Here is a 21,737-nt window from a genome sequence, read left to right on the forward strand (position 1 = left end):
TTCTTTATTCGATACTTTTTGGATAAACCAGATCGAGTGCAAATTTCTCGCACATGCTGACAGCCTGCTCTCGCAGTACTGCATCATTAGAGTTGTCTTCGCCCATTTTGACGGCTACTGCAATATGACTATTACCGTCTTTGGTCTTGAACCACCATATATGACGACCACCAAACAATATCTGCCCTTGCGTCAACATGGAGGTGATCGTGTCACCGTCATCAGCCATATTCATCACCAACGCACCCTCATTGTGCAAAACGCGTAGGCAGTCTTGAAGAAAGGTGAAAGAACACAATTCTGTCGATGCACCATTGGCATCAAAGCCATCCAGCAAAATCACATCGACTGAATCTGTCACCATCTCCTTCACATACAAAGACGCATCCTTGTGCAGCACTTGCAAGCGCGCATCGTCTGCTGGAATCATGAAGTGATCGCGCAAGGCAATCACATCTGCGTTCGACTCCAACACAGTCATACGTGCCGAAGGTAAATGTCGGTAGCAATATTTGAGCAATGATCCACCGCCCAAGCCGATGACCAGAATATGTAAAGGCGCAGGATTGAACAGCAAGAATCCAGTCATCGCTTGTGTATAGGGAATTACCAATTCATCCGGTGCCGACAAGCGCATGGCGCTTTGCACGACGCGCTCATCAAAATGCAAAGTGCGGATATCGCCATCATCAAAGATGAAAGGCTGGTCTCCATTGACAAGCGCCTTGATTTTTTCCAGTCGATCCGGCGTAAAAAAATTCATAAGTGATGAAGTAAAGTACAAGGGCTCCAGTGTGGGACGATCCCGCAATGAAGTCAAAGCACGTGATGCTGTGCGAACAGCATGATTCCAATTAGTTCGCCCCACTTCATACCTGCAATATCATCTACATTCAGGCTCCAACTTTCCATCAGGACAATGAAATGACAAGCCAATTCACTGCTACCATGCTCCCATGACTGCAAAAGTATCCCTTCCAGATACACTGCTACAGATGGGCGGTGCCACTTTGCGCTGGCTGCTGGGTGGCTGGCGCATAGTGCTGTTTGGCGTCGTCGTGCTGTCTCTGGCCTTGTCCCCTACCACGTACAAACGTGAGAATCGTCATGCCATCGCTTATCAGATAGTGCTGGGTACTACGGCGAATCTGATCTGGTTTTCCGTCTTGTCTGCGCTGGCTAGCGTCATCCTGATACGCATTGTGGTCGTTACCGCGCTGAGTTATGGCCTGTCCAAATACGCGTTGGAGATGGTCGTCCGCGTATTAGTGCTGGAACTCATTCCACTGTCAGCAGCCTTATTTGTCGCACTGCGACGCACACTCCCCGATGGCGTAGAGTTGGCAGAAATGCGCGCACGCGGTGATTTGCACGCACTGCAACGCCAAGGTATCGATCCGATACGCAGGGAATTCTTTCCTCGTGCAGTGGCAGGCATATTTTCCGTCTGGATGCTGGCAGCAGTGAGCTGTGTGTTGACCTTGATCCTGGCTTATCTTTCCGTTTATGGCTTCACGCAATGGGCACTGGCCGGTTATACACGTGTCGTTGGCCAGATTTTCAATCCTGCGGTGTCGATGATTTTCATGCTCAAGACTTTGTTCTTCAGTCTTGCCGTGTCCTTGATCCCGATGGCTTCGTCGCTTTACGATACATCCCAGACATCGCTCCACAGTCGCTCGAAGGCTGCCAATGAACTGGCTGCCATGGTTCGTCTTTTCTTCGTCATTTTGCTGATTGAGATTGCTTCCCTGATGGGCAATTATTATTAACTCTTATAACGACTGCGCCTGATTGCCATGCAAGAACAACCAGACTCATCCATTCCACCACCGCCAAAAACGCAGTTGCCCGGCCTCGCGCCCAGCAATCTGGAGTTCAAGGCAGCGATCCTGCTCATCTTTTTGATTGTGTTGATTTGCAGCTCAGCGGCTTACTTGATGTATGCCAGAGGCGCATTCGAAGCCACGCAAGAACTGGTACTGCTGGCGGATGATTCGGAAGGCGTGTCGGTGGGCATGGACCTTACGTTCTCCGGCTTCCCAGTAGGACGTGTCAGCCGTATTGAATTAGGCAAGGATGGCAAGGCGCGCATGATAGTCGCCGTCGCCAAGAAAGACGCACATTGGTTACGCACATCCAGCGTCTTTACGATGGAACGTGCCATCGTCGGCAGCACACGCATACGTGCCTACACCGGTGTCCCAACCGATCCACCGCTGGAAGCCGGCGCTGAACGCACCTTGCTGGTCGGCGATGTTTCGGCAGAAATTCCGATCCTGGTTTCCTCTGCCAAGCAATTGATTGAAAACATCAACAATCTCACTTCAGCCGACTCTGCACTCAATGCCAGCCTCACGAATCTGCAAGGCATGACAGCAAAACTCAACGGCCCGAACGGTGCCTTGGGCGCATTGTTTGGCAACGAAAAAGATGCGCAAAAAATGGTAGCGACGCTGGATCGCGCCAATGCTGTTTTGGCCAAAGTCGATGGCTTGCTGCTCAAGACCGACAATCAGGTATTCGGCAAAGACGGTAACAGCCAGGCCACCATCGTCCAACTCAATGCCATGTTGGGCGAAGCCAGAGCTAGCTTGAAGAAAGTTGATGCGGTACTAAACGACGCACAAGTCATTAGTGGCAACGCCAAATCGGCGACCAATGACCTCGGCTCGCTGCGCGCAGAAGTTGATCGCAGCTTGCGCAAGGTAGAACAACTGGTCAACGAAATCAATCGCAAATGGCCATTTGCACGCGACACGGAGTTGACCCTGCCATGACATCACGACTCTTAAATACGCTGCTAGTCACCAGTCTCGCAGGACTTCTGGCTGCTTGCGCCGGAACACCAGCGCCCGACTGGCAAATGAATGCCAAAAGTGCGACAGATCTGGCTACCAACGCCTATCTGACAGGCAATACGCGCGCGGAAGAGCAGGAATTCGCTTTTGCCCGCAATGAAGTAGCACGCACCGGCCGCATCGATCTGCTTGCGCGCGTAGAACTCACTCGTTGCGCCAGTCGCGTAGCCAGTCTGGTGCTTGAAGAATGTAGCGGTTTCGAAAAATTGCGGCAGGACGCCCCAACATCGGAACGGGCTTATGCCGATTATCTGGCTGGACGCATACAGCCTCAGGATGTCGCATCACTGCCGTCCCAGCATCGCACAGTAGCTGGTGCAACATCGGATACCGCCGCTGCAGCTGCTTTGCAAAGCATAGACGATCCACTTTCCCGGCTGGTCGCGGCTGGCGTATTGTTCCGCACCAACCGTGCCACGCCTGCTGTACTGACGCTGGCGGTAGACACTGCATCCGCTCAGGGATGGCGTCGTCCTTTACTGGCTTGGCTAGGTGTACAAGCCATGCGCGCGCAACAAGCCGGGGATAGTATTGAAGCGGAGCGTCTGCGTAGACGTATGGCACTTGTTGAAGGAACAGACAAATAATCCCAGCCAGTTTCAATCTGGCTACAAATAGCTGAATTCTCAAAAAAACCTTTTATACTGTATGCATATACAGTATATTGGTAATGCGTCGACTCGCTGACGCCTTATCCCAATCAGTATTTGGAGGTTTTATGGCCGCACTAGCATCCGCTCTTCCCGCTTCAGCACAGTCCATTTTCGCTTCATTGCCCGAGGCTGTCTGGTACAACGACCACAGTGAAACACGTCGTGCCAAAGCTATCCCATCCGGCTACCGCGCACTGGATCAGGAATTGCCGAATGGCAGCTGGCCTTCCTCCGTTTTGATTGAGTTACTGATGCCACGCCCGGATGTCGGTGAATTGCTTTTGCTGGCCCCTGTCTTGAGACAGCTCACGCAAGCTGGAAAAACCGTGATTCTGCTGGCGCCACCACATATTCCCTCCGCAGCATCGCTGGCTGATCTGGGCATCGATCTCTCGAATGTCATCATGATCAAAGCAGACAAACCCATGGATAGAATCTGGGCCGTCGAACAAGCTATGCAAAGCGTGGATTTCGGCGCTCTGCTGTGCTGGTTGCCGGAAGCGAGACCGGATCACTTACGTCGCCTGCAACTGCTAGCAGCTGGCAATGACGGTTTGACTTTTGTGTTCCGACCTTTATCTGACCAAAGCCAGTCATCTCCGGCCCCATTACGCATGCTGTGTCAGCCTGCGACTGACGGCCGCATGTCTGTCGAAATCATCAAGCGTCGTGGGCCGGTTCACAGCAAGCCTATGATGTTGCCACTTGCAGCATCATCCAAAGTAAGCGCACCACCTGTAGCACGATCACTAAGCCCACCTGTTTTCTCGATGCCATCCTATACCGTAGCGCATTCTGCTCTTGCCGCTACGGCTGCCCGACACCGCGCAACACTGCCGGTATAAGCGTACAACTCGCCTCCCACCACGGGAGGCGAGTCAGCACATTCGCGCTATCGCGCAATGCAATCAGATACTTGCAAGAAAAGCATTCTCTTGTAGCAACTCTAGAAACATAGCCGTATGATGAGGAATCCTTATTTTCCGCACCATAATGGCCACTATTCTCAATAGCCGTCTTGCCAAATTGCGCGCACTAGTCGTAGACGACATGTCGACGATGCGACAAAACATTCGCACCCAATTAGGACAATTAGGTATTGAGCAAGTCGATCAGGCCGCCACGCCAAATGATGCGATCAAATACATCCGCTCTACCAACTACGATGTAATCATTTGCGATTACAACCTCAATAAAGAAACCAACGGCCAGCAGATGCTGGAATTCTTGCGTTCGCAAAAACTGCTATCGCCGACTGCCATGTTCTTCATGATCACGGCTGAAAGCAGTTACGACAGCGTGGCTAGCGCAGCAGAATTTCAGCCGGATGCCTACATGGTCAAACCACTGACCGGTGGCAAGATTGCGGATCGCATCGAACGTTTGCTCGATAGGCAAAATGCCTTGAAGCCAATCACTGATCGCTTGCAGATGAAAGACCTGACTGGCGCTATCGCTGAATGCGACAAGGTTTTAAAAGTCGAGCCGAAGTGGATAGTCGACATCCTGAAAATCCAGGCCAGCTCTGCACTCGAATTAGGCAATATCAACGATGCCCGAACAAGCTATCTCAAGGCACTCGGTTTGCGTAGTGATCTGGTGTGGGCCAAGCTCGGCCTGGCACGCTGTGATCAAGCAGCGGGCAAACTCGATGAAGCCAAGAAAATCGTGCAGGACGTCTTGGACGTCAATGCCAAATTCATCGACGCCTACGATCTGCTTGCACAAATCGCTGAAGCACAAGGCAACGAAGAAGCTGTTCTAGATGCGTTCAACAAATCGTATGACGTGATTCCATCAGCACGACGCAGCCGCCTGATGGGTGATGCCGCATATCGTGTCGGCAATCTGGAGCAGGCCCGTACCGCATTCGACAAAGCCTTGACACACACACGCGGCTCGCTCACGGCACAAGCATCCGATGCATTGTCGCTGGCACAAGTGCACGTTGATATCGGTGAAGCAGCCCATGCGCTCACTGTATTAAGCAACGCGGCTAAAGATCACCAGGACGACGCACATTTTTCAGCTCGACAAGCGACGATCGCTGCACAGGCATTCGCTCGCCTTGGCGATATCGATTCTGCCAAGGCAGCATTTGAATCAGCCAAAGAAATGGCCGATGGCATACGTCCGGATACGAATACATTGGCACTGGCAAAAGCTGCCTTCAGCATAGGTCTCAATGAAGAAGGCGCGCGCATCATGGCCAAAGCCATCAAGGCCGATCATGAAAACACACGTCTGGTCGCCTACGCACGTCGCGTTCTGCAAGATACCGGCAACGAAGCCCTGATTGAAAAAATCGTTGATGAAGTCATCAGCGAAGGTGCCTTGATCGTTGATCAGGCAACGCAATTAATGCGTGCCGGCCAATTCGACGAATCGCTGACCAAGCTAGAAGAAGCCTTGATCGCGACACCGGACAATACCGGCGTACTGCTCGCCGCAGCACAATTGCATCTGCTGTGGATGAGTCAAAAAGGTCTGGATCGCAACTATGTAGAACGCGTGAATGCCTATCTGGCACAACTGGATGTATTGATGCCGAATAGCGAACGCGTCGCCAAGATGTATCGCTTTCTGCGCGAAACACTGGTTAAAGCCAGCGTCGAGGCATAAGCATGGATCAACAGCTCACCGCCATCGTTGTACATGATTTGAAAAATGCTTTGGGCGCATTGGAAGGTGAATTATCGACGCTGGTTGATGATCTCGACCAAGACAAAGCCAGGCAAGCACACGCAAGCTGCGTCGCATTGCGCGAAAAAATGATTGGTTTTCTCACCTTGTACAAAGCTTCCACACAAGGTTTGACGACACGCATAGAAGCAGTCAGTCCGGACGATTTTCTCAACGGCTTGCTACGCGACCGCATAGCAGCACCGTCCGAACTCAGCATCACCATCAATGCCGATGACATGCCAGCCATCGCTTTCTTTGACGAGCATCTGGTTGGGTTGGCGCTGGATGCAGCGCTACAAAATGCCACACGCTTCGCCAGCGCCAACATCGTCGTTGGATGCAGGAAAATAGATGAAGAGATCGTCTTCACAGTACAGGACGATGGTGCTGGATTGGGGACTATGGAAGGAAAGCCATCAACCGGACTCGGCATGGCATTGTGTTCAGCGATTGCCAAGGCACATCGCAATGAAAATCGCCAAGGCAGTGTGCAGTTGAGTACGTCTTTAAATGGCGGTGCACTTTTTACCTTGCGGCTACCGTAAGCACGCGAATATCGTCGAGAAAAATCTTACTCGTCGTGCAAATGCGCTTGTCGTAATTCAAGCTTGCCATCACGTATTTTCAAACGCTGTACTCCAGGCAAGGCAATCAGATCACGATCATGACAAGCCATGATCACGCTACTGCCCTCGCTCACCAGTGTTGGAATCAGAGCAATCACCTGTTCACGCGCAGATCCATCCAGATTCGCAGTCGGCTCGTCCAGCAACAATAATTTCGGTGACAGAACGCGGGCGCGGGCCAATGCAACGCGCTGTTTTTCACCACCGGACAAGAAGTTAGGTACGTTCTTGCGCAAATGCGTAATGCCAGCCCAGACGATGGCTTCTTCCACTTTTTCGGCAATGATGTTTTTCGGCACGCCGCGCACGAACAAACCGTAACCGATATTTTCAGCAACGCTGGTGGAAAACATGACCGGATGTTGATGTACATAAACGATGGCATCGCGCATCACGCGCGGATAAGGCGACAGACTGGCTGTCACTCCCTGGAATCGCACATCAGCAGTATCCGCCGATTCCAATCCAGCCAATATGCGCATCAGGGTACTTTTGCCGGAACCATTGGAACCGGTCAGCACATACGCTTGTGATTGTGCAATCGACAGATTCTCGATATCCAGCAAACGACGCTGATGGAAATTTTTTTGCAAACGTTGTATCGATAAAAGCGCATCCATCACATATTCCTCGCTGGACGGGCATCACCTTGCAACAACATCATCGCAGCATTGATCAACAAGGCAAATGCAATCAGAACGATGCCCAGTGCAATTCCTTGTGCAAATTCACCCTTGCTGGTTTCCAGAGCAATCGCTGTAGTAATCGTGCGCGTCTCGCCGGCGATATTCCCGCCGACCATCATCGCGCAACCGACTTCCGAAATCACACGACCGAAACCATTGATCACTGCAGCCATTACGCCGAATCGCACTTCGTGCAACACCGTCAGCATGACTCGCCATTTAGATGCTCCATGGACGATCGCCGTCTCTGCCAGACGCGGATCGGCCGCTTGCACGGCCGACAAGGTAAAGGCGATCAAGACCGGCAAGACTATCAGGACTTGCCCAAAGATAATGCTGGTTTGAGTGAATAACCATTGCAGCGAACCAAGCGGGCCTTGTCGCGAGAGCATCAGATACAGCAATAAGCCGATCAACACCGTCGGCAGTGACAAGGCTGCTTGTGCAATCCAGATCACGATACGACGGCCTATGAATTCACGCGTTGCGATTAGATAACCAAGCAGCACCGCAATCGGTGTCGCGATCAACAGACCGACGATAGATGTTTTGAGCGATATCCAGATGATGCGCCACAGCACGGCATCGCCCGAAAAGAGCAAACCGAATGCATCGCGAGTAGCGTCAAGTAAAGACATGAGGAAGTAGATTGCGGCTGAAACGCCGGCTATTCATTTTTGTAGCCGCAATTTTAACGTACTCAGGAAGCTGCGCCGAAAGAATACGCCGTGTGACTAATGAGGATATTTATGCAACGCGCAGCGAGGAGTCGAGCAACTCCGGCTCATAAACCATGCGTTCCTTGCCGGTCACGAGCAAAAAGTGTTTGCCGGTACAACGCGCCAGCAAGGTCATATTGACCTTTTCCGCTACAAGATGGCCCATCTGCGTGGTACCAGAGCGTGAAATCAGGAACGGCATGCCCATCTGCGCACCTTTGATCACCATCTCGGAAGTCAGACGGCCCGTGGTGTAAAACACTTTGTCGGCACCGCTGATATTTTCCAGCCACATGATGCCGGCAATGGAATCGACTGCATTGTGACGACCCACGTCTTCGATGAAATATTGCAAATCGCCTTCCGACGAGAACAGTCCACAACCATGCACTGATCCCGCCTTGGCATAGACCGAGTCCTGTGTACGTATCGTGTTGACGATTTTATAAAGTGTCGATTGTTTCAATCTAGCATCGGTCGGCAAGACGATGGTATCGACCTCATCCATCAAACCGCCGAACATCGTGCCTTGCCCACAACCAGTGGTGACTACCCGTTTTGCTGTGCGTTCCTCGATATTGGCAATGCCATCACGTGTCGTGACAGACACTGCATGCTGATCCCAATCCACATGCACGGAGACGATTTCTTCAATCGACTCCACCAAACGTTGGTTGCGTAGATAACCGAGCGTCAACATTTCCGGTGCGGCACCCAGGGTCATCAAGGTAATCAGTTCACGTCCATCGACATACACCGTCAGCGGACGCTCAGCCGGAATCGCTACAGCCGAAGTCTGTGCGGTTTCATCGACGGCATTAACGTCATACGTCAGTTTGACTGGCGTGCTGGTAAATTCAGGGCGATACGACATGGGCAACGGACAATTCATTTTGAACAGGGCTGGCAAATGCCACTGTTCATTATCGGACTCAGTTATCAGAATCATGCTGGGCATGATGCGTGGTAGCGCACAAAACATCGAATAATGCCTTAGCGATATTCAATATTTCGATAGTACACGCGAGATTATAGCGGCATGCGCGTTACCAGGTTCATAGACCTGATAACGCTTGCCTAGTTTGAGGTGCTGATTTGGCAGGAAATGTGAGGATTACTTTTTTGCACCGGCAGCAGGTACCGGTTTCGCATCGGCTACGCCCACTGTCGTCGTTGCCACCACCAAGGCGACATACGGTCCAGGATTAGTACATGGCGGAACGGCAATAGTCGGCTTCGGTTTGCCCGTTCTTTTTAGATAAGCTGCAGCCACACGATCTTGTGATTCGCACAACTGATACGCAGCGACCTTGTCGCTCCAGGCAGTCTTGGCTTTGGCTTCGGCAGCCTTCGCTTTGGCCTCATCGCTCAGGGGTGGCAATTTGGCTGAAGCGGCACCCATGACCATGATGCCGAGCAATGCCATCAGTATCTTTTTCATCTGCATATCTCCTTAGACAGCCTTGATCGGTGTGCCGGTTTTTTCTGCGCCTTCTTGCGTACGCACTCTTGGCACTTTGCCTTTTTCAATATCGTCATACCAGAGGTCGTGATGCTCCTTGGCCCAGGCATCATCAACATAGCCGGTGGCCATAGCTTCATACGCACCTTCCATACCCAAGGTACCGATATAGATATGCGCCAGCGATGCACTGAAGATCAGCACGGCAGCAACCAAGTGGATCACGTTTGCGATCTGCATATTGCCGCGCGTGTAGAGTATGCCCGGCACCAACATATCCAGCACAAAGCCGGATGCGCTCACGATCAAGCCTAGGAAAACCACACCACCCCAGAACCACAGTTTTTCACCAGCGTTAAAACGACCTGCGCTGGCATGCCCTCTCGCACCACCGAGCTTGATCAGCCATTTCCAATCTGCTTTGGCTGGGAAATTATCTTTAACGAAGATGGCGAACATCAAAATCAGCGACACAGTGAAAACCGGTCCTATGAAATTGTGTACGTTCTTGCAGATGTAGGCGAGCCAGCCGAATACGTTATGCCCAAATACCGGCAGCACCACATATTTCCCGAACAGCATGACCAAGCCTGTCAATGCCAGCGTCAGAAAACTGATCGCTACAGTCCAGTGCGTCAGGCGCTCAATCGATGTAAAGCGTTCGATCAAACGGCCTGTGCGCTTTTCTTTCAGCTTGATCGTACCGATCGAGAAATAAAAAGCCACGATCCCTAGCACTGCGACGATGATGAGCCAACCACCGTACGTTGTTAAAGGACCATTGCGATATAGACGCCATGCCTCACCCGCTGTCGTGGCGCGTGCCTGACCGGGGAATTTCATTTGTGGCTGGATCAGAACGCCCGCTTCCAATGCAGGCAAGCTGGAATAATTTTCGCCGCCTTCTTTGATCTTGCGATACACCGGAGCCAGATTGCCGGGTTGAACTTGCGTACGCTCAGCCTGATTCTGTTTCATGTAAAGAATATCGTCTGACTCGATATTCGACATGCTTTGTGTCGCAGGCGGTGATGCCGCTGCCTTGCTTGCCGCGGCTGGCTCATTCGTCTGTGCCAATGCAACCCCGGCTGTCGCTGCAATGAGCGATAAGCCGACGGCGAGTTTGGCGAACCATGTATTCATGATAATTCCCCTCGCGGATGCATCAATTGATTTTCACGTACTCGTTCTGCGATTGAGCACGGGTTCGCATTTGCGTTTCCCACTCGGTTTTATTACCAGGCGTCCAGCCCTTGACGACAAATGGATCACCCTTCGCGCCATCCCACGGCGGCGTGTCGCCAGATACACGCGCATCCGCTTGCGATTGGCTTTTCTCGGCGCAACCGAACAAGGCCAATGCCATTAATGAGATAAACAGTGCGCGCATCATGATTTACCTCCAGTCGGTGCTTTTGCGTCCGGATTATGCGACTTGCCGTAGGCAGTGCCCCAACCCCAGACCTCACTTCCTTTTCCACGTCGCATGACACGTGCGCGGAAAATGTCTGCAATCACATCACCATCGCCGCCGAGCAAGGCTTTGGTCGAGCACATTTCTGCACATGCCGGCAACTTGCCTTCGGCCAAACGATTACGCCCGTACTTTTCAAACTCTGCCTTGGAGCCATTTGCTTCCGGGCCACCGGCGCAGAAAGTACATTTATCCATTTTCCCGCGCAGACCGAATGCGCCGTTGGATGGGAATTGCGGCGCACCGAATGGACAGGCATAGGAGCAGTAACCGCAACCGATGCAAATATCCTTGTCATGCAAGACCACACCTTCTTCTGTGCGATAGAAGCAATCGACCGGGCAAACCGCCATGCATGGCGCATCGGAGCAATGCATACATGCAACCGAAATCGATTTCTCTTGCCCGATCACACCGTCATTGATCGTGACCACGCGGCGGCGATTGACGCCCCACGGCACTTCGTTCTCGTTCTTGCACGCAGTCACGCAGCCATTACATTCAATACAACGTTCTGCATCGCAGATGAATTTCATTCGTGCCATTTTGATCTCTCCTTAGCGCTTGTATCCGTTACGTATGAACTTATCCGTTTTCGTCAGATACAACGCTATGCCGGTGCTTTTTCAATATTGCAAATGGTGGTTTTGGTTTCCTGCATCATCGTCACCGAGTCGTAGCCATACGTCGTCGCAGTGTTGACTGCCTCACCACGTACGATCGGATGTGCACCTTCCGGATAGGAATCGATCATGTCCTTGCCCTGCCACCAGCCGGAGAAATGGAATGGAATGAAAGCCGTGTCTTCCGCCACACGTACCGTTACCAAGGCCTTGACCTTGATGCGTGCACCAGTCGGCGTGGAGACGATCACATACTCGTTATTGCGTATGCCTCTATCGTCCGCCGCTTTCGGATTGATCTCGACAAAGTTCTCTTGCTGCAGCTCGGCCAACCAAGGATTGGAACGCGTCTCTTCGCCGCCGCCCTCGTACTCAACCAAACGTCCCGAGGTAAGAATGATCGGGAATTTTTCATAGAGCTTGGCTTCGATATTCTTGTCTTGCAGCGACTTGTACAAAGTCGGCATGCGCCAGAAGTTCTTTTTATCGTCATGCGTTGGATACTTGGCAACCAGGTCAGGCCGTGTGCCATAGATCGGTTCGCGATGCAGAGGTACAGCATCCGGGAAGTTCCATACGACGGCGCGTGCCTTCGCATTACCCCATGGATGCACGCCATGCACCTTCATCGTGACGCGCTGAATACCGCCAGAAAGATCTGTCTTCCAGTTCTTGCCTTCCGCTGCCTTTTTCTCTGCCTCGGTCAGATCGTCCCACCAGCCGAGTTTTTTCAACAGAATGTGATCGAACTCTGGATAACCTGTCGTGATATCTGCGCCCAAGGTATGCGAACCATCTTCCGCCAACAGGCTGACACCTTCTCGCTCCACACCAAAGTTGGCGCGGAAGTTACCGCCACCATCCATCATGGTTTTGGAAGTGTCATACAGATTCGGCGTGCCTGGGTGCTTCAATTCCGGCGTACCGTAGCAAGGCCACGGCAAACCGAAATAATCGCCCGTCATGTCGTAACCGGTTTCTGCATCCTTGCCGCCTTTGCAGCGCAAGGTTTTCACATCGAACAGATTCATGTTGCGCATGTGCGCTTTCAAACGCATAGGCGATTGGCCGGTATAACCGATGGTCCATGTGCCGCGGTTGATTTCTTCCAGCATTGATTCTGGCTCCGGCTCCATCATGCCGCCCTTGCCAGGGACCAGTTTGATCTTGGCAACCAGCTCTTTGCCAAAACCAAGTTTTTGCGCCAGTTGATACATGATCATGTGATCAGTGCGCGATTCGAACAATGGCTCAATGACTTTTTCACGCCATTGAAGTGAGCGGTTCGATGCAGTGACTGAACCTGAGGTTTCAAACTGCGTTGCTGCCGGCAGCAAATACACTGCGCGATTCGGATTCAGTTCCTGACCATCGACTTTCATCGCAGCCATGGCGGCTGTTGCTGATGGATAAGGATCAACAACGACCAATAGATCGAGTTTGTCGAATGCCTTCTTCATATCAAGGCCACGCGTCTGCGAGTTCGGTGCATGCCCCCAGAACAGCATGGCCTTGACCGTATTATCTTGATCGATGTTCTCGCTTTTCTCGAGAACCGCATCCACCCAGCGCGAAACTGTGGTGCCGGATTTTTCCATCATCTCCTGCGAGACGTATTGCTTCTTGACCCATTCGTAATCGACGCCCCAGACAGCACACCAGTGCTTCCATGAGCCGGTCGCCAAACCGTAGTAACCCGGCAGAGAATCCGGATTAGGACCAACGTCAGTGGCGCCTTGCACGTTATCGTGACCGCGGAAAATGTTAGTGCCGCCACCCGATTTGCCGACGTTGCCCAAGGCAAGTTGCAAAATACAGGATGCACGCACCATCGCATTACCGATGCTGTGTTGGGTCTGCCCCATGCACCAGACGATAGTCGACGGACGATTCATGGCCATGGTTTCAGCGGCTTTATAAATTTCCGCTTCAGGTACGCCGCAGGCCTCTTCGACCTTTTCTGGCGTCCACTTCATGACTTCTGCCCTGACCTTTTCCATGCCATAGACACGGTCATTGATGTACTGCTTGTCTTCCCAGCCGTTTTTGAAGATGTGATACAGCACGCCCCACAGGAACGGAATATCAGAACCGGAGCGTATGCGGATGTATTGGTCAGCTTTGGCAGCAGTGCGTGTATAGCGAGGATCAACCACGATCATCTTGGTGCCGGTTTCTTTGGCATGCAGCATGTGCAGCATCGATACCGGATGTGCTTCAGCAGCGTTTGACCCAATGTATAACGCCGCCTTGGAATTCTGCATATCGTTATAGCTGTTGGTCATCGCACCGTAACCCCAGGTGTTTGCAACGCCCGCGACAGTGGTCGAGTGGCAGATACGTGCCTGGTGATCAGTGTTATTGGTACCGAAGAAAGACACGAACTTGCGCAGCAGCGCAGCTTGTTCGTTGTTATGTTTGGATGAACCGACGAAGAAGACTGAATCAGGGCCGCTGACTTTTCTGATATCCAGCATCTTGGCGGAAATCTCATTCAGCGCCTGATCCCAGCTGATGCGCTGGTACTTGCCGTTGACCAGTTTCATCGGATACTTCAAGCGGTATTCGCCGTGACCGTGCTCGCGCAAGGCTGCACCTTTGGCACAATGTGCACCCAGATTGATCGGTGAATCAAACACCGGCTCCTGACGAACCCACACGCCGTTTTCTACAATCGCATCCGAGGCGCAACCGACTGAGCAGTGCGAACACACTGTACGCTTCACCTCAATCTTGCTGCCACCAGCAGCTGCGCCGCCTTCGGCAGCCTTGGCTTTTTGGATCAAGCCGAGCTGTGCGGCGGCGATCCCTGCGCCAATACCGATACCCGAACGCTTCAGGAATCCACGTCTGTCCATCGTGGGCAAAGCGCGCGACAAACTGTCGGCAAGGCTGGATGAGAAACGGGCAGGCGAACGCTCAACAGCGTTGCTTTTGCGAGTTAACAGCATGTTGTCACCTCGTATTTAGATTGTGGTCGTGCGGTAGTATTTTTTGACGTGCTCAGTCAGACGATAGCTATCACCGTCTGGATCTTGCGCGGAAAGGACATTGGAAATTGCAGAAGTAAGGGATTCGGGAGCCAGTTTGGCAGCAACACCACCTACGGCAACCACGCCTAGACCAGCAATGAAATTGCGGCGAGGACTTTTTGATTTCTCAGACATGATCGTCTCCTGTAATGTGGGTCAGGACGTAATATGCTTTTTAAATCTTATATTATCTTTCGACGTAAGTTAGCATACCTTTTAGCAACTTGCATCCTCTTTCATAACTAAAATTTCACAAACGCACCTTTATAGTGCAAATGAAGAGGCGCATCAAAATCTGTTTTCAATCTCGTAAATTGCCGATGCAGCATTATTTAAGTCATGTCGAACGCTTGTATCTCCACCTCGAAGAACTGCCGCGCCAAACGCGCCACCGGCTTATAAAATTTTGCGTTCGGACTTGCCTCTATTGCAGCGCAACAATCAAGCACCCACGCTTGCATGTGATCGTTGAAGAACTTCTTTTGTACGCTCAGATTGGCATGCACTACATCATCGGAAGCAATCAGATAACGCATCACTTCACACAAGGTCGCCAGATGATCCTCACTCTCAACCACATTGTCTGAACGTTGCAAGCCCAGTTGCGCCAAGTCTGTTCGCAATTCTGCCAATGGCTTTTCCATTAAAAAGCCGGACAAATAATACGAGCTATACAACATCACTTCGGGCTTGCCGACGCCCACAAAAAGTTGCTCGTATTCTTCGCGTGCTTCCTCCTGCTTAACGGTTTTGCAGGCGGCGACCACATCCGCCCACGCATGTTCCAGTGCACTGTCACCTTGCGCCGGTGCCGCAGCGATCGTATCGAGCAAGTCTTGCGGTGGCGGCGCATAAAGCAAAGTGGCAAGCAAGCCGTACACGTCGGCACGCGCCGTTTCTTCGCCTTGATCCGGGGATTCAAACTTGATTGATTGAGCAGTGGTCATCGTGATCCTGTGAGCATTTTTATTTGACTGAAGACAGCGCGGCGGAACGATATGAATCAATTCCGTTTTAAATCGGTCGCTACTGCTTCCTGTTTATTCGCCATCATGTCGACCACGCGGCAATCCGGGCACATCTTGAGCCTATTGATATTCCCGGCAAATGCTCCATGCAGAGACAATTTACCCACCATGGTTTCTATCATCTGCGCAGTGCCGAACGGTTTTTGGCAGCTAATACAATGAAACGGCTCAGCTTCATTCACCACTATCGGCTGCTTCGCTGCATCGGTCAGCAACAGACGCGGCGTCAATGCAATCGCATTTTCAGGACAGGTTTTTTCGCACAGGCCGCATTGCACGCAATTCTTTTCTATGAAACGTAGCTGCGGCATGTTCGCGTTATCCGTCAGCGCCGACTCCGGACACGCACCCACGCACGACATGCACAAGGTGCACGTATCCTTGTTCACCAACACCATGCCGTATAGCGCACCGGCAGGTAGAGCGATCTCATCTACTTTCAGCGGCGCATGCGTTTTCAAATGATCAATCGCCAATTCCAGCGTACTGCGTTTATCGACTGCCACATTAAATAGCGCACGCTGTGTTGGAACTTGCGCGGCCTGAATGGTCGATAGCCCGACATCCAGTTGCTCCGGCGTCTGCGCCTGTATTAGCGAAATATGCACACCGGTATAACCGAGGCCACTCAGAATAGTCTGGGCAATATCAATCTGCTGATTCAATGCGCTCACATACTCCGGCGCATCCTGCTTGGTCACCAGAATGGCAATATGCGTGGCACCGTATGCAATGGCCGTGAGCCAAAGATCGATGCCGGTCGATGCACTGTGATGCAACTCAACAGGTATCACGGCAGCAGGAACGCCTTTGAGCTTGCCTGCAGCTTTGCTCAAACGGCCCAATTGATTAATAAGTGCAGCGCCCTGCTCCTGGTTATGGAGCAGCAAGGCTGGCTGCGTGCCGCCAGCTTTCGCATATGTGGACAACATCGTTTTCAGACGTGTGCCGGTATCTGTTGCACGCGGATAAGCGTAAGCCAGCGCACCAGATGGACAAACCGTTGTGCAAGCACCGCAGCCTACGCACAGATTTGGATTGACCTTGATCTGATCGCCGTTATGGCTAACAGCTTCAGCCGAACATACGTCTATGCACGAAGTGCAGCCGACTTTACCGTTGCGGCCGTGTGCGCATAGCTTCTCTTTATAGAGAAAGAATTTTGGCTTGCTGAACTCGCCCACCATTTGTGTCAACTTCAGAGCGTCATCCATCTGCCGCTCCGCAATCGCACCAGGTGCAAAGTAGCCTTGCGGCGGTTGGTGCAAGCTCAGTAAAGGAACATCAGACAAATCGAAAATCAAATCGAAGTCGCTGCTGCGTTGTGTCACAGTGCGCATGAAATCAATAGCACCTATGGTGCCGCACGCTTTCACGCAATCGCGATGCGATTTGCATTTACTCAGATCGATCTGATAAGTCAGATCAATTGCATTTTCCGGGCACACATCAATACAGGCGTTGCAGCGTGTACAGGCTTCCAGATCGATGGGATTTGCCTGTTGCCACTGCACCTTGAATTTGCCCAACCAACCCGTGATCATTATTTGATTCCCGGAGAAAGTTGGAAACGCTCTGTCCTGCAACATTTCACCAGCCGCGCCGCCAGTCAACAAAACGCTGACATCAAGTTGCGACCCCAAACGCTGGGCCCAGGTCAGTGCGCGATCTGCCGGTCCAATGATCAAGGCGTGTCCGGCTGATTGATAATCGACGGTAGGAACGGGATCAGGATCGGGCAAGGCTGCTGCTGCCAGCAATGCTGCCATTTTCGGCACAGCATTTTTCGCTTGAGCGCCCCAACCGCCGGTCTCGCGGATATTGACGAAACGCAGCGGTGCAACCGAACCTTTTTGCTGTGCAATTTCTGCAAACAGGCTGCGTTCCTGCGTACAGGCAACGACGATATCGTCCACACCATCAAGCGATGTTAAATACGAAGGGACTTCACGCCGGCATAACTCAGTATGAACAGGAAGTGCTCCGGTGCCGAGCGCAGTACCGATTTGCGCGCCTGCATGTGTATCAAGAGGCATGGTGCGATTGCAATTACATACTTTGAATTCTGTGGTCATTGGCTGGCTTCTATGGCTGGCTAGGACAAACTGCTTTAAATATCTTCAACGCGAGATGATGCGTTGAGCTCCTTTGGTGTACTGATTTTTTCTTGTTTTTTAGTATCGTCTTGCTCTGTATCGCCATCTGAAGATACTTCTTCCGATGCAGCTGCTTGTACTTCATCCTCTTGTGAAGTATCCAGTACAGGCTGTTCAGCAGTGATGACAACCGGCTCTTCTTTCTTGGGTACTTCCAGTAAATTCATGAACGGCGATTGCAGTTGCGATAGTGGATCCAGCAATGCTTTGGCATGACTGAGAGAAGCAATGAAAGCTGGCGTCATTGGTTCAAACTTGCTGTAATCCTCAATATAGACATCCAGTCCATCCATCACATTGAAGTGTGGATTCGTGAATAATTTCTTCATGGCTGAACGCCTTACCGACTCATCCACACCTTGCCCCATGAATGCCGAATAATCCGAATCGTGTGTCAGGTGTTCAACATCTTCTTGCGTAGGTAGTGGCTTGGCCGCAGTCTCTGCAGCAATCGGTTCATGCGCAGCATCAGATGCAGGCAAGACCTCGCCTGCATTTTTTTCAGGCGCAATTTCTGCATCAGCAGATGTGTCGGACTTTTTCTTGGCCCAACGCGCAAAAAAATCTTCAGCCGCCATGTGTATCACCTTCGGCGCGCGCCATTTTATCGACGCCTTCACCGCCTTCAAATGATGGTTTTTTGTGTTTGCGTTTGGGCTCGGGATGATAGTAGTTGTTCGTAAACTCAGTCAGACGTTCGATGATATCGACAGAGGCTGGCAAGGTATCGACCCGTTCACCACCATCCATCAAACGCGCTGCCTCGTTGTATGACAAGGTGACTGATTTTGGAACGGCCAATTCAACCCCATCAACCTCTTCAATACGCCACATGATGAACCAGCAAGGCGCAGGCGCACTGATATTAAGGAAATATCCTTCTGCTTCAGTACTGAATAATTTGACTTCGATACCGCCAAATAACCAGCTCATATCTGCAGGATCATTGCGCAGACAATGCGGCGCGTCATGTGACGAGCCGACATCTCCGACAACTTCAATGGGGAGCCATTGAAACGGTTGCCACCGATTGGAAAGTGGTGTGCGTTGCATGATGACGCCAACGCGGATTGCTTCTGTCTCCATGTTTCCTCATTGCGGCATATTCTGCCTGTCGTTGTGACGATTGGGACGCAGTACTTATTCTGCGCCGAAATTGCAAACCGGATCGGGACTTCAATCACGGAATTTAACGATGAGTAAACTGCGTGAGCACCTTGATGCTCACGCATAGAGAAACTTACTTCGAAACAACCATACCTTGAAACTTGATGAGCATCAAGCAAGGAAAATGAAAAATTTAATCGTTCTTGACCACGATCGTTGGGAACTTGGACGACATATCCTTCGCCTTTTCTGCAACCTTGATTGCGATCTTGCGAGCGATCTGTTTGTAGATCACCGAGATAGGACCATCAGGATCAGCAACCACTGTAGGCTTACCGGAATCTGCCTGCTGACGGATCGACATCGTCAGTGGCAATGCACCGAGGAAATCCACACCGTATTCGCCACACATTTTCTCGCCGCCACCTTCGCCGAAGATTGCCTCAGCATGACCGCAGTTGGAGCAAATATGCGTACTCATGTTTTCTACAATGCCGAGAATCGGAATGCCGACTTTCTCAAACATTTTCAAACCTTTGCGTGCATCCAGCAAAGCGATATCTTGTGGTGTCGTCACAATGACTGCACCGGTGACTGGCACTTTTTGCGACATCGTCAATTGAATATCGCCGGTACCTGGTGGCATATCGACGATCAAATAATCCAGATCGCGCCAGTTGGTTTGTTCCAGCAACTGCGTCAAGGCTTGCGTAACGATAGGACCGCGCCACACCATAGGCTCATCCGGATCGATCATGAAACCAATACTGGAAACCTGCAAACCGTAGTTCTCCATCGGCTCCATGGTTTTACCGTCCATGGTTTCCGGACGACCGGAAATACCCATCATCATGGGTTGTGACGGGCCATAGATATCTGCATCGAGGATGCCGACTTGCGCGCCTTCAGCCGCCAGCGCCAGCGCCAGATTGACTGAAGTAGTGGATTTGCCGACGCCGCCCTTGCCGGACGCGACCGCAATGATATTTTTGACATTAGCCAACAGCTTCACGCCACGTTGTGCCGAGTGCGCGACGATTTTGGAATAGACATTGGCGGTGACGCTGCCCATACCTTCAATAGTACGTACCGCAGCAATCGATGCCTTGCGGATGCCATCAATCTGGCTTTTAGCCGGATAACCAAGCTCCACATCGAATATGACGTTATTGCCATTGATTTGAATGTTTTTTGCAGAACGGCTGCTGACCAGATCTTTGCCCGTGTTTGGGTCGATTACCCCGGTCAATGCTTCTTTGACTGCTTCAATCGTAATACTCATTGGTTCTCCCGAATTTGATAGCGCAAGTCTAAACTAATTGCATGCGACATGCTGATGACTTGCTGACAAGCATTGCCATATTTTCCATCTTTCCACTTGCGAAAATGGGATTTCAACACCATCTACATAGGTAGAAACCCCGGCAAACAGCCAGTACCAATTCGACACGCCATGCGTGAACGACTTACAATGGCGTACTTAGACCATTTTTGCCATGACTGAAAAAATCATTCCGCTCGCTGACCTACGCTATCTGAACAGGATACCGGTCATTCCTGCACGCCTTGAAGCACCTACCGGCTTGCTGGCGGATACGCGCGCGCGTCCTTTGCAAGACTTGCGTATTTCGATCACGGATCGTTGCAATTTTCGTTGCGTTTATTGCATGCCGAAAGAAGTATTCGACAAAGACTACGCATTTCTGCCGCAAAGTTCCCTGCTGTCGTTTGAAGAAATCACCCGCATTACTTCATTGTTCGTCGCGCATGGCGTGGAAAAAATCCGCCTGACCGGTGGTGAGCCACTGCTGCGCAAGAATGTGGAAAAACTGATTGCCATGTTGAGTGCTCTGCGCACACCTGATGGCCGCGAACTCGATCTGACCTTGACCACCAATGGCGCGCTGCTCGCGCGCAAGGCGCAGGCTTTGAAGGATGCCGGCTTGAAACGCGTTACCGTTTCGCTGGATGCCTTGGACGACAAGACCTTTAAAAAGATGAATGACGTCGACTTCGCCGTATCCGATGTACTGGAAGGTATAGAAGAAGCACATCGCGTTGGCCTCGGCCCGATCAAGATCAATATGGTCGTCAAGGGTGGCATGAACGATCAGGAAATCGTGCCCATGGCACGCCATTTCAAAGGTACGCCATACATACTGCGCTTCATCGAATACATGGACGTTGGTGCATCGAACGGCTGGAAGATGGATGAAGTCATTCCTTCGTCCGAAGTCGTACGTCGCATCGAGGCAGACATGCCATTGCAACCCATCGCACCGAACTACACCGGCGAAACGGCCGATCGTTGGCGCTATGTCGATGGCGGCGGTGAGATCGGTGTGATCTCCAGCGTGACGCAAGCATTCTGCAGCGACTGCAGTCGTGCCCGCCTATCGACCGAAGGCAAGTTGTACACTTGCCTGTTCGCGACCGGCGGTCATGACTTGCGTGCATTAATGCGTGGCGGCAATACCGATGAAGAAATTTCAACCGCAATTGCCCACATCTGGCGCGCACGCGACGATCGCTATTCTGAATTGCGTACCGCGAAGACAAATAGCCTGCAGGTAGAACGCAAAGTCGAGATGTCTTACATCGGTGGCTGATCAAGCACTCCATTTA

The 21,737-nt window shown here is 51.6% G+C and carries 22 protein-coding genes; 7 read left to right on the forward strand and 15 right to left on the reverse strand.

Annotation, left to right across the window (positions count from 1 at the left end; genetic code table 11):
• Positions 1 to 4: 4 nt before the first annotated feature.
• On the reverse strand, positions 5 to 763 hold the full coding sequence (locus AC07N2_RS14890) for a spermine/spermidine synthase domain-containing protein (RefSeq protein WP_494778955.1): 759 nt from the start codon (positions 761 to 763) through the stop codon (positions 5 to 7).
• Positions 764 to 956: 193 nt separating this feature from the next.
• Between AC07N2_RS14890 and AC07N2_RS14895 the strand changes: the two genes are divergently transcribed.
• The 6 genes from AC07N2_RS14895 (at position 957) to AC07N2_RS14920 (ending at position 6,744) form a co-directional block, all read left to right on the forward strand.
• The gene (locus AC07N2_RS14895; protein ID WP_494778956.1) at positions 957 to 1,772 is read left to right on the forward strand and encodes an MlaE family ABC transporter permease; all 816 of its coding nucleotides are present in this window, start codon (positions 957 to 959) and stop codon (positions 1,770 to 1,772) included.
• Positions 1,773 to 1,799: 27 nt separating this feature from the next.
• Positions 1,800 to 2,780 (forward strand): MlaD family protein, encoded by a 981-nt coding sequence (locus AC07N2_RS14900; RefSeq protein WP_076591148.1) that lies wholly within the window; start codon positions 1,800 to 1,802, stop codon positions 2,778 to 2,780.
• Entirely contained in the window at positions 2,777 to 3,448 is a 672-nt protein-coding gene (locus tag AC07N2_RS14905) for a hypothetical protein (protein WP_494778957.1), read from the forward strand. Before AC07N2_RS14900 ends, AC07N2_RS14905 begins: the two co-directional genes overlap by 4 nt.
• Before the next feature lie 131 nt (positions 3,449 to 3,579).
• Positions 3,580 to 4,359, forward strand: a complete 780-nt coding sequence (gene imuA / locus AC07N2_RS14910; protein WP_494778958.1) for a translesion DNA synthesis-associated protein ImuA — start codon at positions 3,580 to 3,582, stop codon at positions 4,357 to 4,359.
• 148 nt (positions 4,360 to 4,507) lie between these two features.
• Positions 4,508 to 6,136, forward strand: coding sequence for a tetratricopeptide repeat protein (locus AC07N2_RS14915; protein WP_494778959.1), 1,629 nt, complete (start codon positions 4,508 to 4,510; stop codon positions 6,134 to 6,136).
• A gap of 2 nt (positions 6,137 to 6,138) precedes the next feature.
• Positions 6,139 to 6,744, forward strand: a complete 606-nt coding sequence (locus tag AC07N2_RS14920; protein WP_494778960.1) for a sensor histidine kinase — start codon at positions 6,139 to 6,141, stop codon at positions 6,742 to 6,744.
• A gap of 26 nt (positions 6,745 to 6,770) precedes the next feature.
• Here the strand turns inward: AC07N2_RS14920 and AC07N2_RS14925 are convergent, their stop codons facing one another.
• The 14 genes from AC07N2_RS14925 to apbC form a co-directional block, all read right to left on the reverse strand.
• Positions 6,771 to 7,445, reverse strand: a complete 675-nt coding sequence (locus AC07N2_RS14925) for an energy-coupling factor ABC transporter ATP-binding protein (RefSeq protein ID WP_494778961.1) — start codon at positions 7,443 to 7,445, stop codon at positions 6,771 to 6,773.
• Positions 7,445 to 8,149 carry an ABC transporter permease gene (locus AC07N2_RS14930; protein WP_076591142.1) on the reverse strand — a complete coding sequence of 235 codons (705 nt, stop codon included), beginning with the start codon at positions 8,147 to 8,149 and terminating at the stop codon, positions 7,445 to 7,447. The genes AC07N2_RS14925 and AC07N2_RS14930 overlap by 1 nt, the downstream gene beginning before the upstream one ends.
• 109 nt (positions 8,150 to 8,258) lie before the next feature.
• On the reverse strand, positions 8,259 to 9,104 hold the full coding sequence (locus AC07N2_RS14935; protein ID WP_494779262.1) for a formate dehydrogenase accessory sulfurtransferase FdhD: 846 nt from the start codon (positions 9,102 to 9,104) through the stop codon (positions 8,259 to 8,261).
• A gap of 240 nt (positions 9,105 to 9,344) precedes the next feature.
• A complete protein-coding gene (locus AC07N2_RS14940) occupies positions 9,345 to 9,671 on the reverse strand; it encodes a hypothetical protein (protein WP_494778962.1) in 327 nt (108 codons plus the stop codon).
• Positions 9,672 to 9,683: 12 nt separating this feature from the next.
• Positions 9,684 to 10,835, reverse strand: coding sequence for a formate dehydrogenase subunit gamma (locus tag AC07N2_RS14945; protein ID WP_494778963.1), 1,152 nt, complete (start codon positions 10,833 to 10,835; stop codon positions 9,684 to 9,686).
• 22 nt (positions 10,836 to 10,857) lie between these two features.
• Entirely contained in the window at positions 10,858 to 11,085 is a 228-nt protein-coding gene (locus tag AC07N2_RS14950; RefSeq protein ID WP_494778964.1) for a hypothetical protein, read from the reverse strand.
• Entirely contained in the window at positions 11,082 to 11,711 is a 630-nt protein-coding gene (gene fdh3B / locus AC07N2_RS14955) for a formate dehydrogenase FDH3 subunit beta (RefSeq protein WP_076591137.1), read from the reverse strand. The genes AC07N2_RS14950 and fdh3B overlap by 4 nt, the downstream gene beginning before the upstream one ends.
• Before the next feature lie 65 nt (positions 11,712 to 11,776).
• Positions 11,777 to 14,740 carry a formate dehydrogenase subunit alpha gene (locus tag AC07N2_RS14960; RefSeq protein ID WP_494778965.1) on the reverse strand — a complete coding sequence of 988 codons (2,964 nt, stop codon included), beginning with the start codon at positions 14,738 to 14,740 and terminating at the stop codon, positions 11,777 to 11,779.
• 15 nt (positions 14,741 to 14,755) lie between these two features.
• Entirely contained in the window at positions 14,756 to 14,956 is a 201-nt protein-coding gene (locus AC07N2_RS14965) for a hypothetical protein (protein WP_494778966.1), read from the reverse strand.
• Positions 14,957 to 15,153: 197 nt separating this feature from the next.
• Positions 15,154 to 15,768 (reverse strand): TorD/DmsD family molecular chaperone, encoded by a 615-nt coding sequence (locus AC07N2_RS14970; RefSeq protein WP_494778967.1) that lies wholly within the window; start codon positions 15,766 to 15,768, stop codon positions 15,154 to 15,156.
• Between the two features lie 56 nt (positions 15,769 to 15,824).
• Positions 15,825 to 17,924, reverse strand: a complete 2,100-nt coding sequence (locus tag AC07N2_RS14975) for a 4Fe-4S binding protein (RefSeq protein WP_494778968.1) — start codon at positions 17,922 to 17,924, stop codon at positions 15,825 to 15,827.
• A 35-nt stretch (positions 17,925 to 17,959) separates the two neighbouring features.
• Positions 17,960 to 18,583, reverse strand: a complete 624-nt coding sequence (locus AC07N2_RS14980) for a DUF3306 domain-containing protein (protein WP_494778969.1) — start codon at positions 18,581 to 18,583, stop codon at positions 17,960 to 17,962.
• Positions 18,573 to 19,091, reverse strand: a complete 519-nt coding sequence (locus AC07N2_RS14985; RefSeq protein WP_494778970.1) for a DUF3305 domain-containing protein — start codon at positions 19,089 to 19,091, stop codon at positions 18,573 to 18,575. Before AC07N2_RS14985 ends, AC07N2_RS14980 begins: the two co-directional genes overlap by 11 nt.
• 214 nt (positions 19,092 to 19,305) lie before the next feature.
• A complete protein-coding gene (gene apbC / locus AC07N2_RS14990; RefSeq protein ID WP_076591130.1) occupies positions 19,306 to 20,394 on the reverse strand; it encodes an iron-sulfur cluster carrier protein ApbC in 1,089 nt (362 codons plus the stop codon).
• A 214-nt stretch (positions 20,395 to 20,608) separates the two neighbouring features.
• On the opposite strand from apbC, the gene moaA reads away from it, so the two are divergent.
• Complete coding sequence (gene moaA, locus AC07N2_RS14995; RefSeq protein WP_494778971.1) at positions 20,609 to 21,721, forward strand: GTP 3',8-cyclase MoaA; 1,113 nt, start codon at positions 20,609 to 20,611, stop codon at positions 21,719 to 21,721.
• Positions 21,722 to 21,737 lie beyond the last annotated feature (16 nt).

It is taken from the genome of Herminiimonas sp. GW821-FHT09C12, assembly GCF_059416385.1.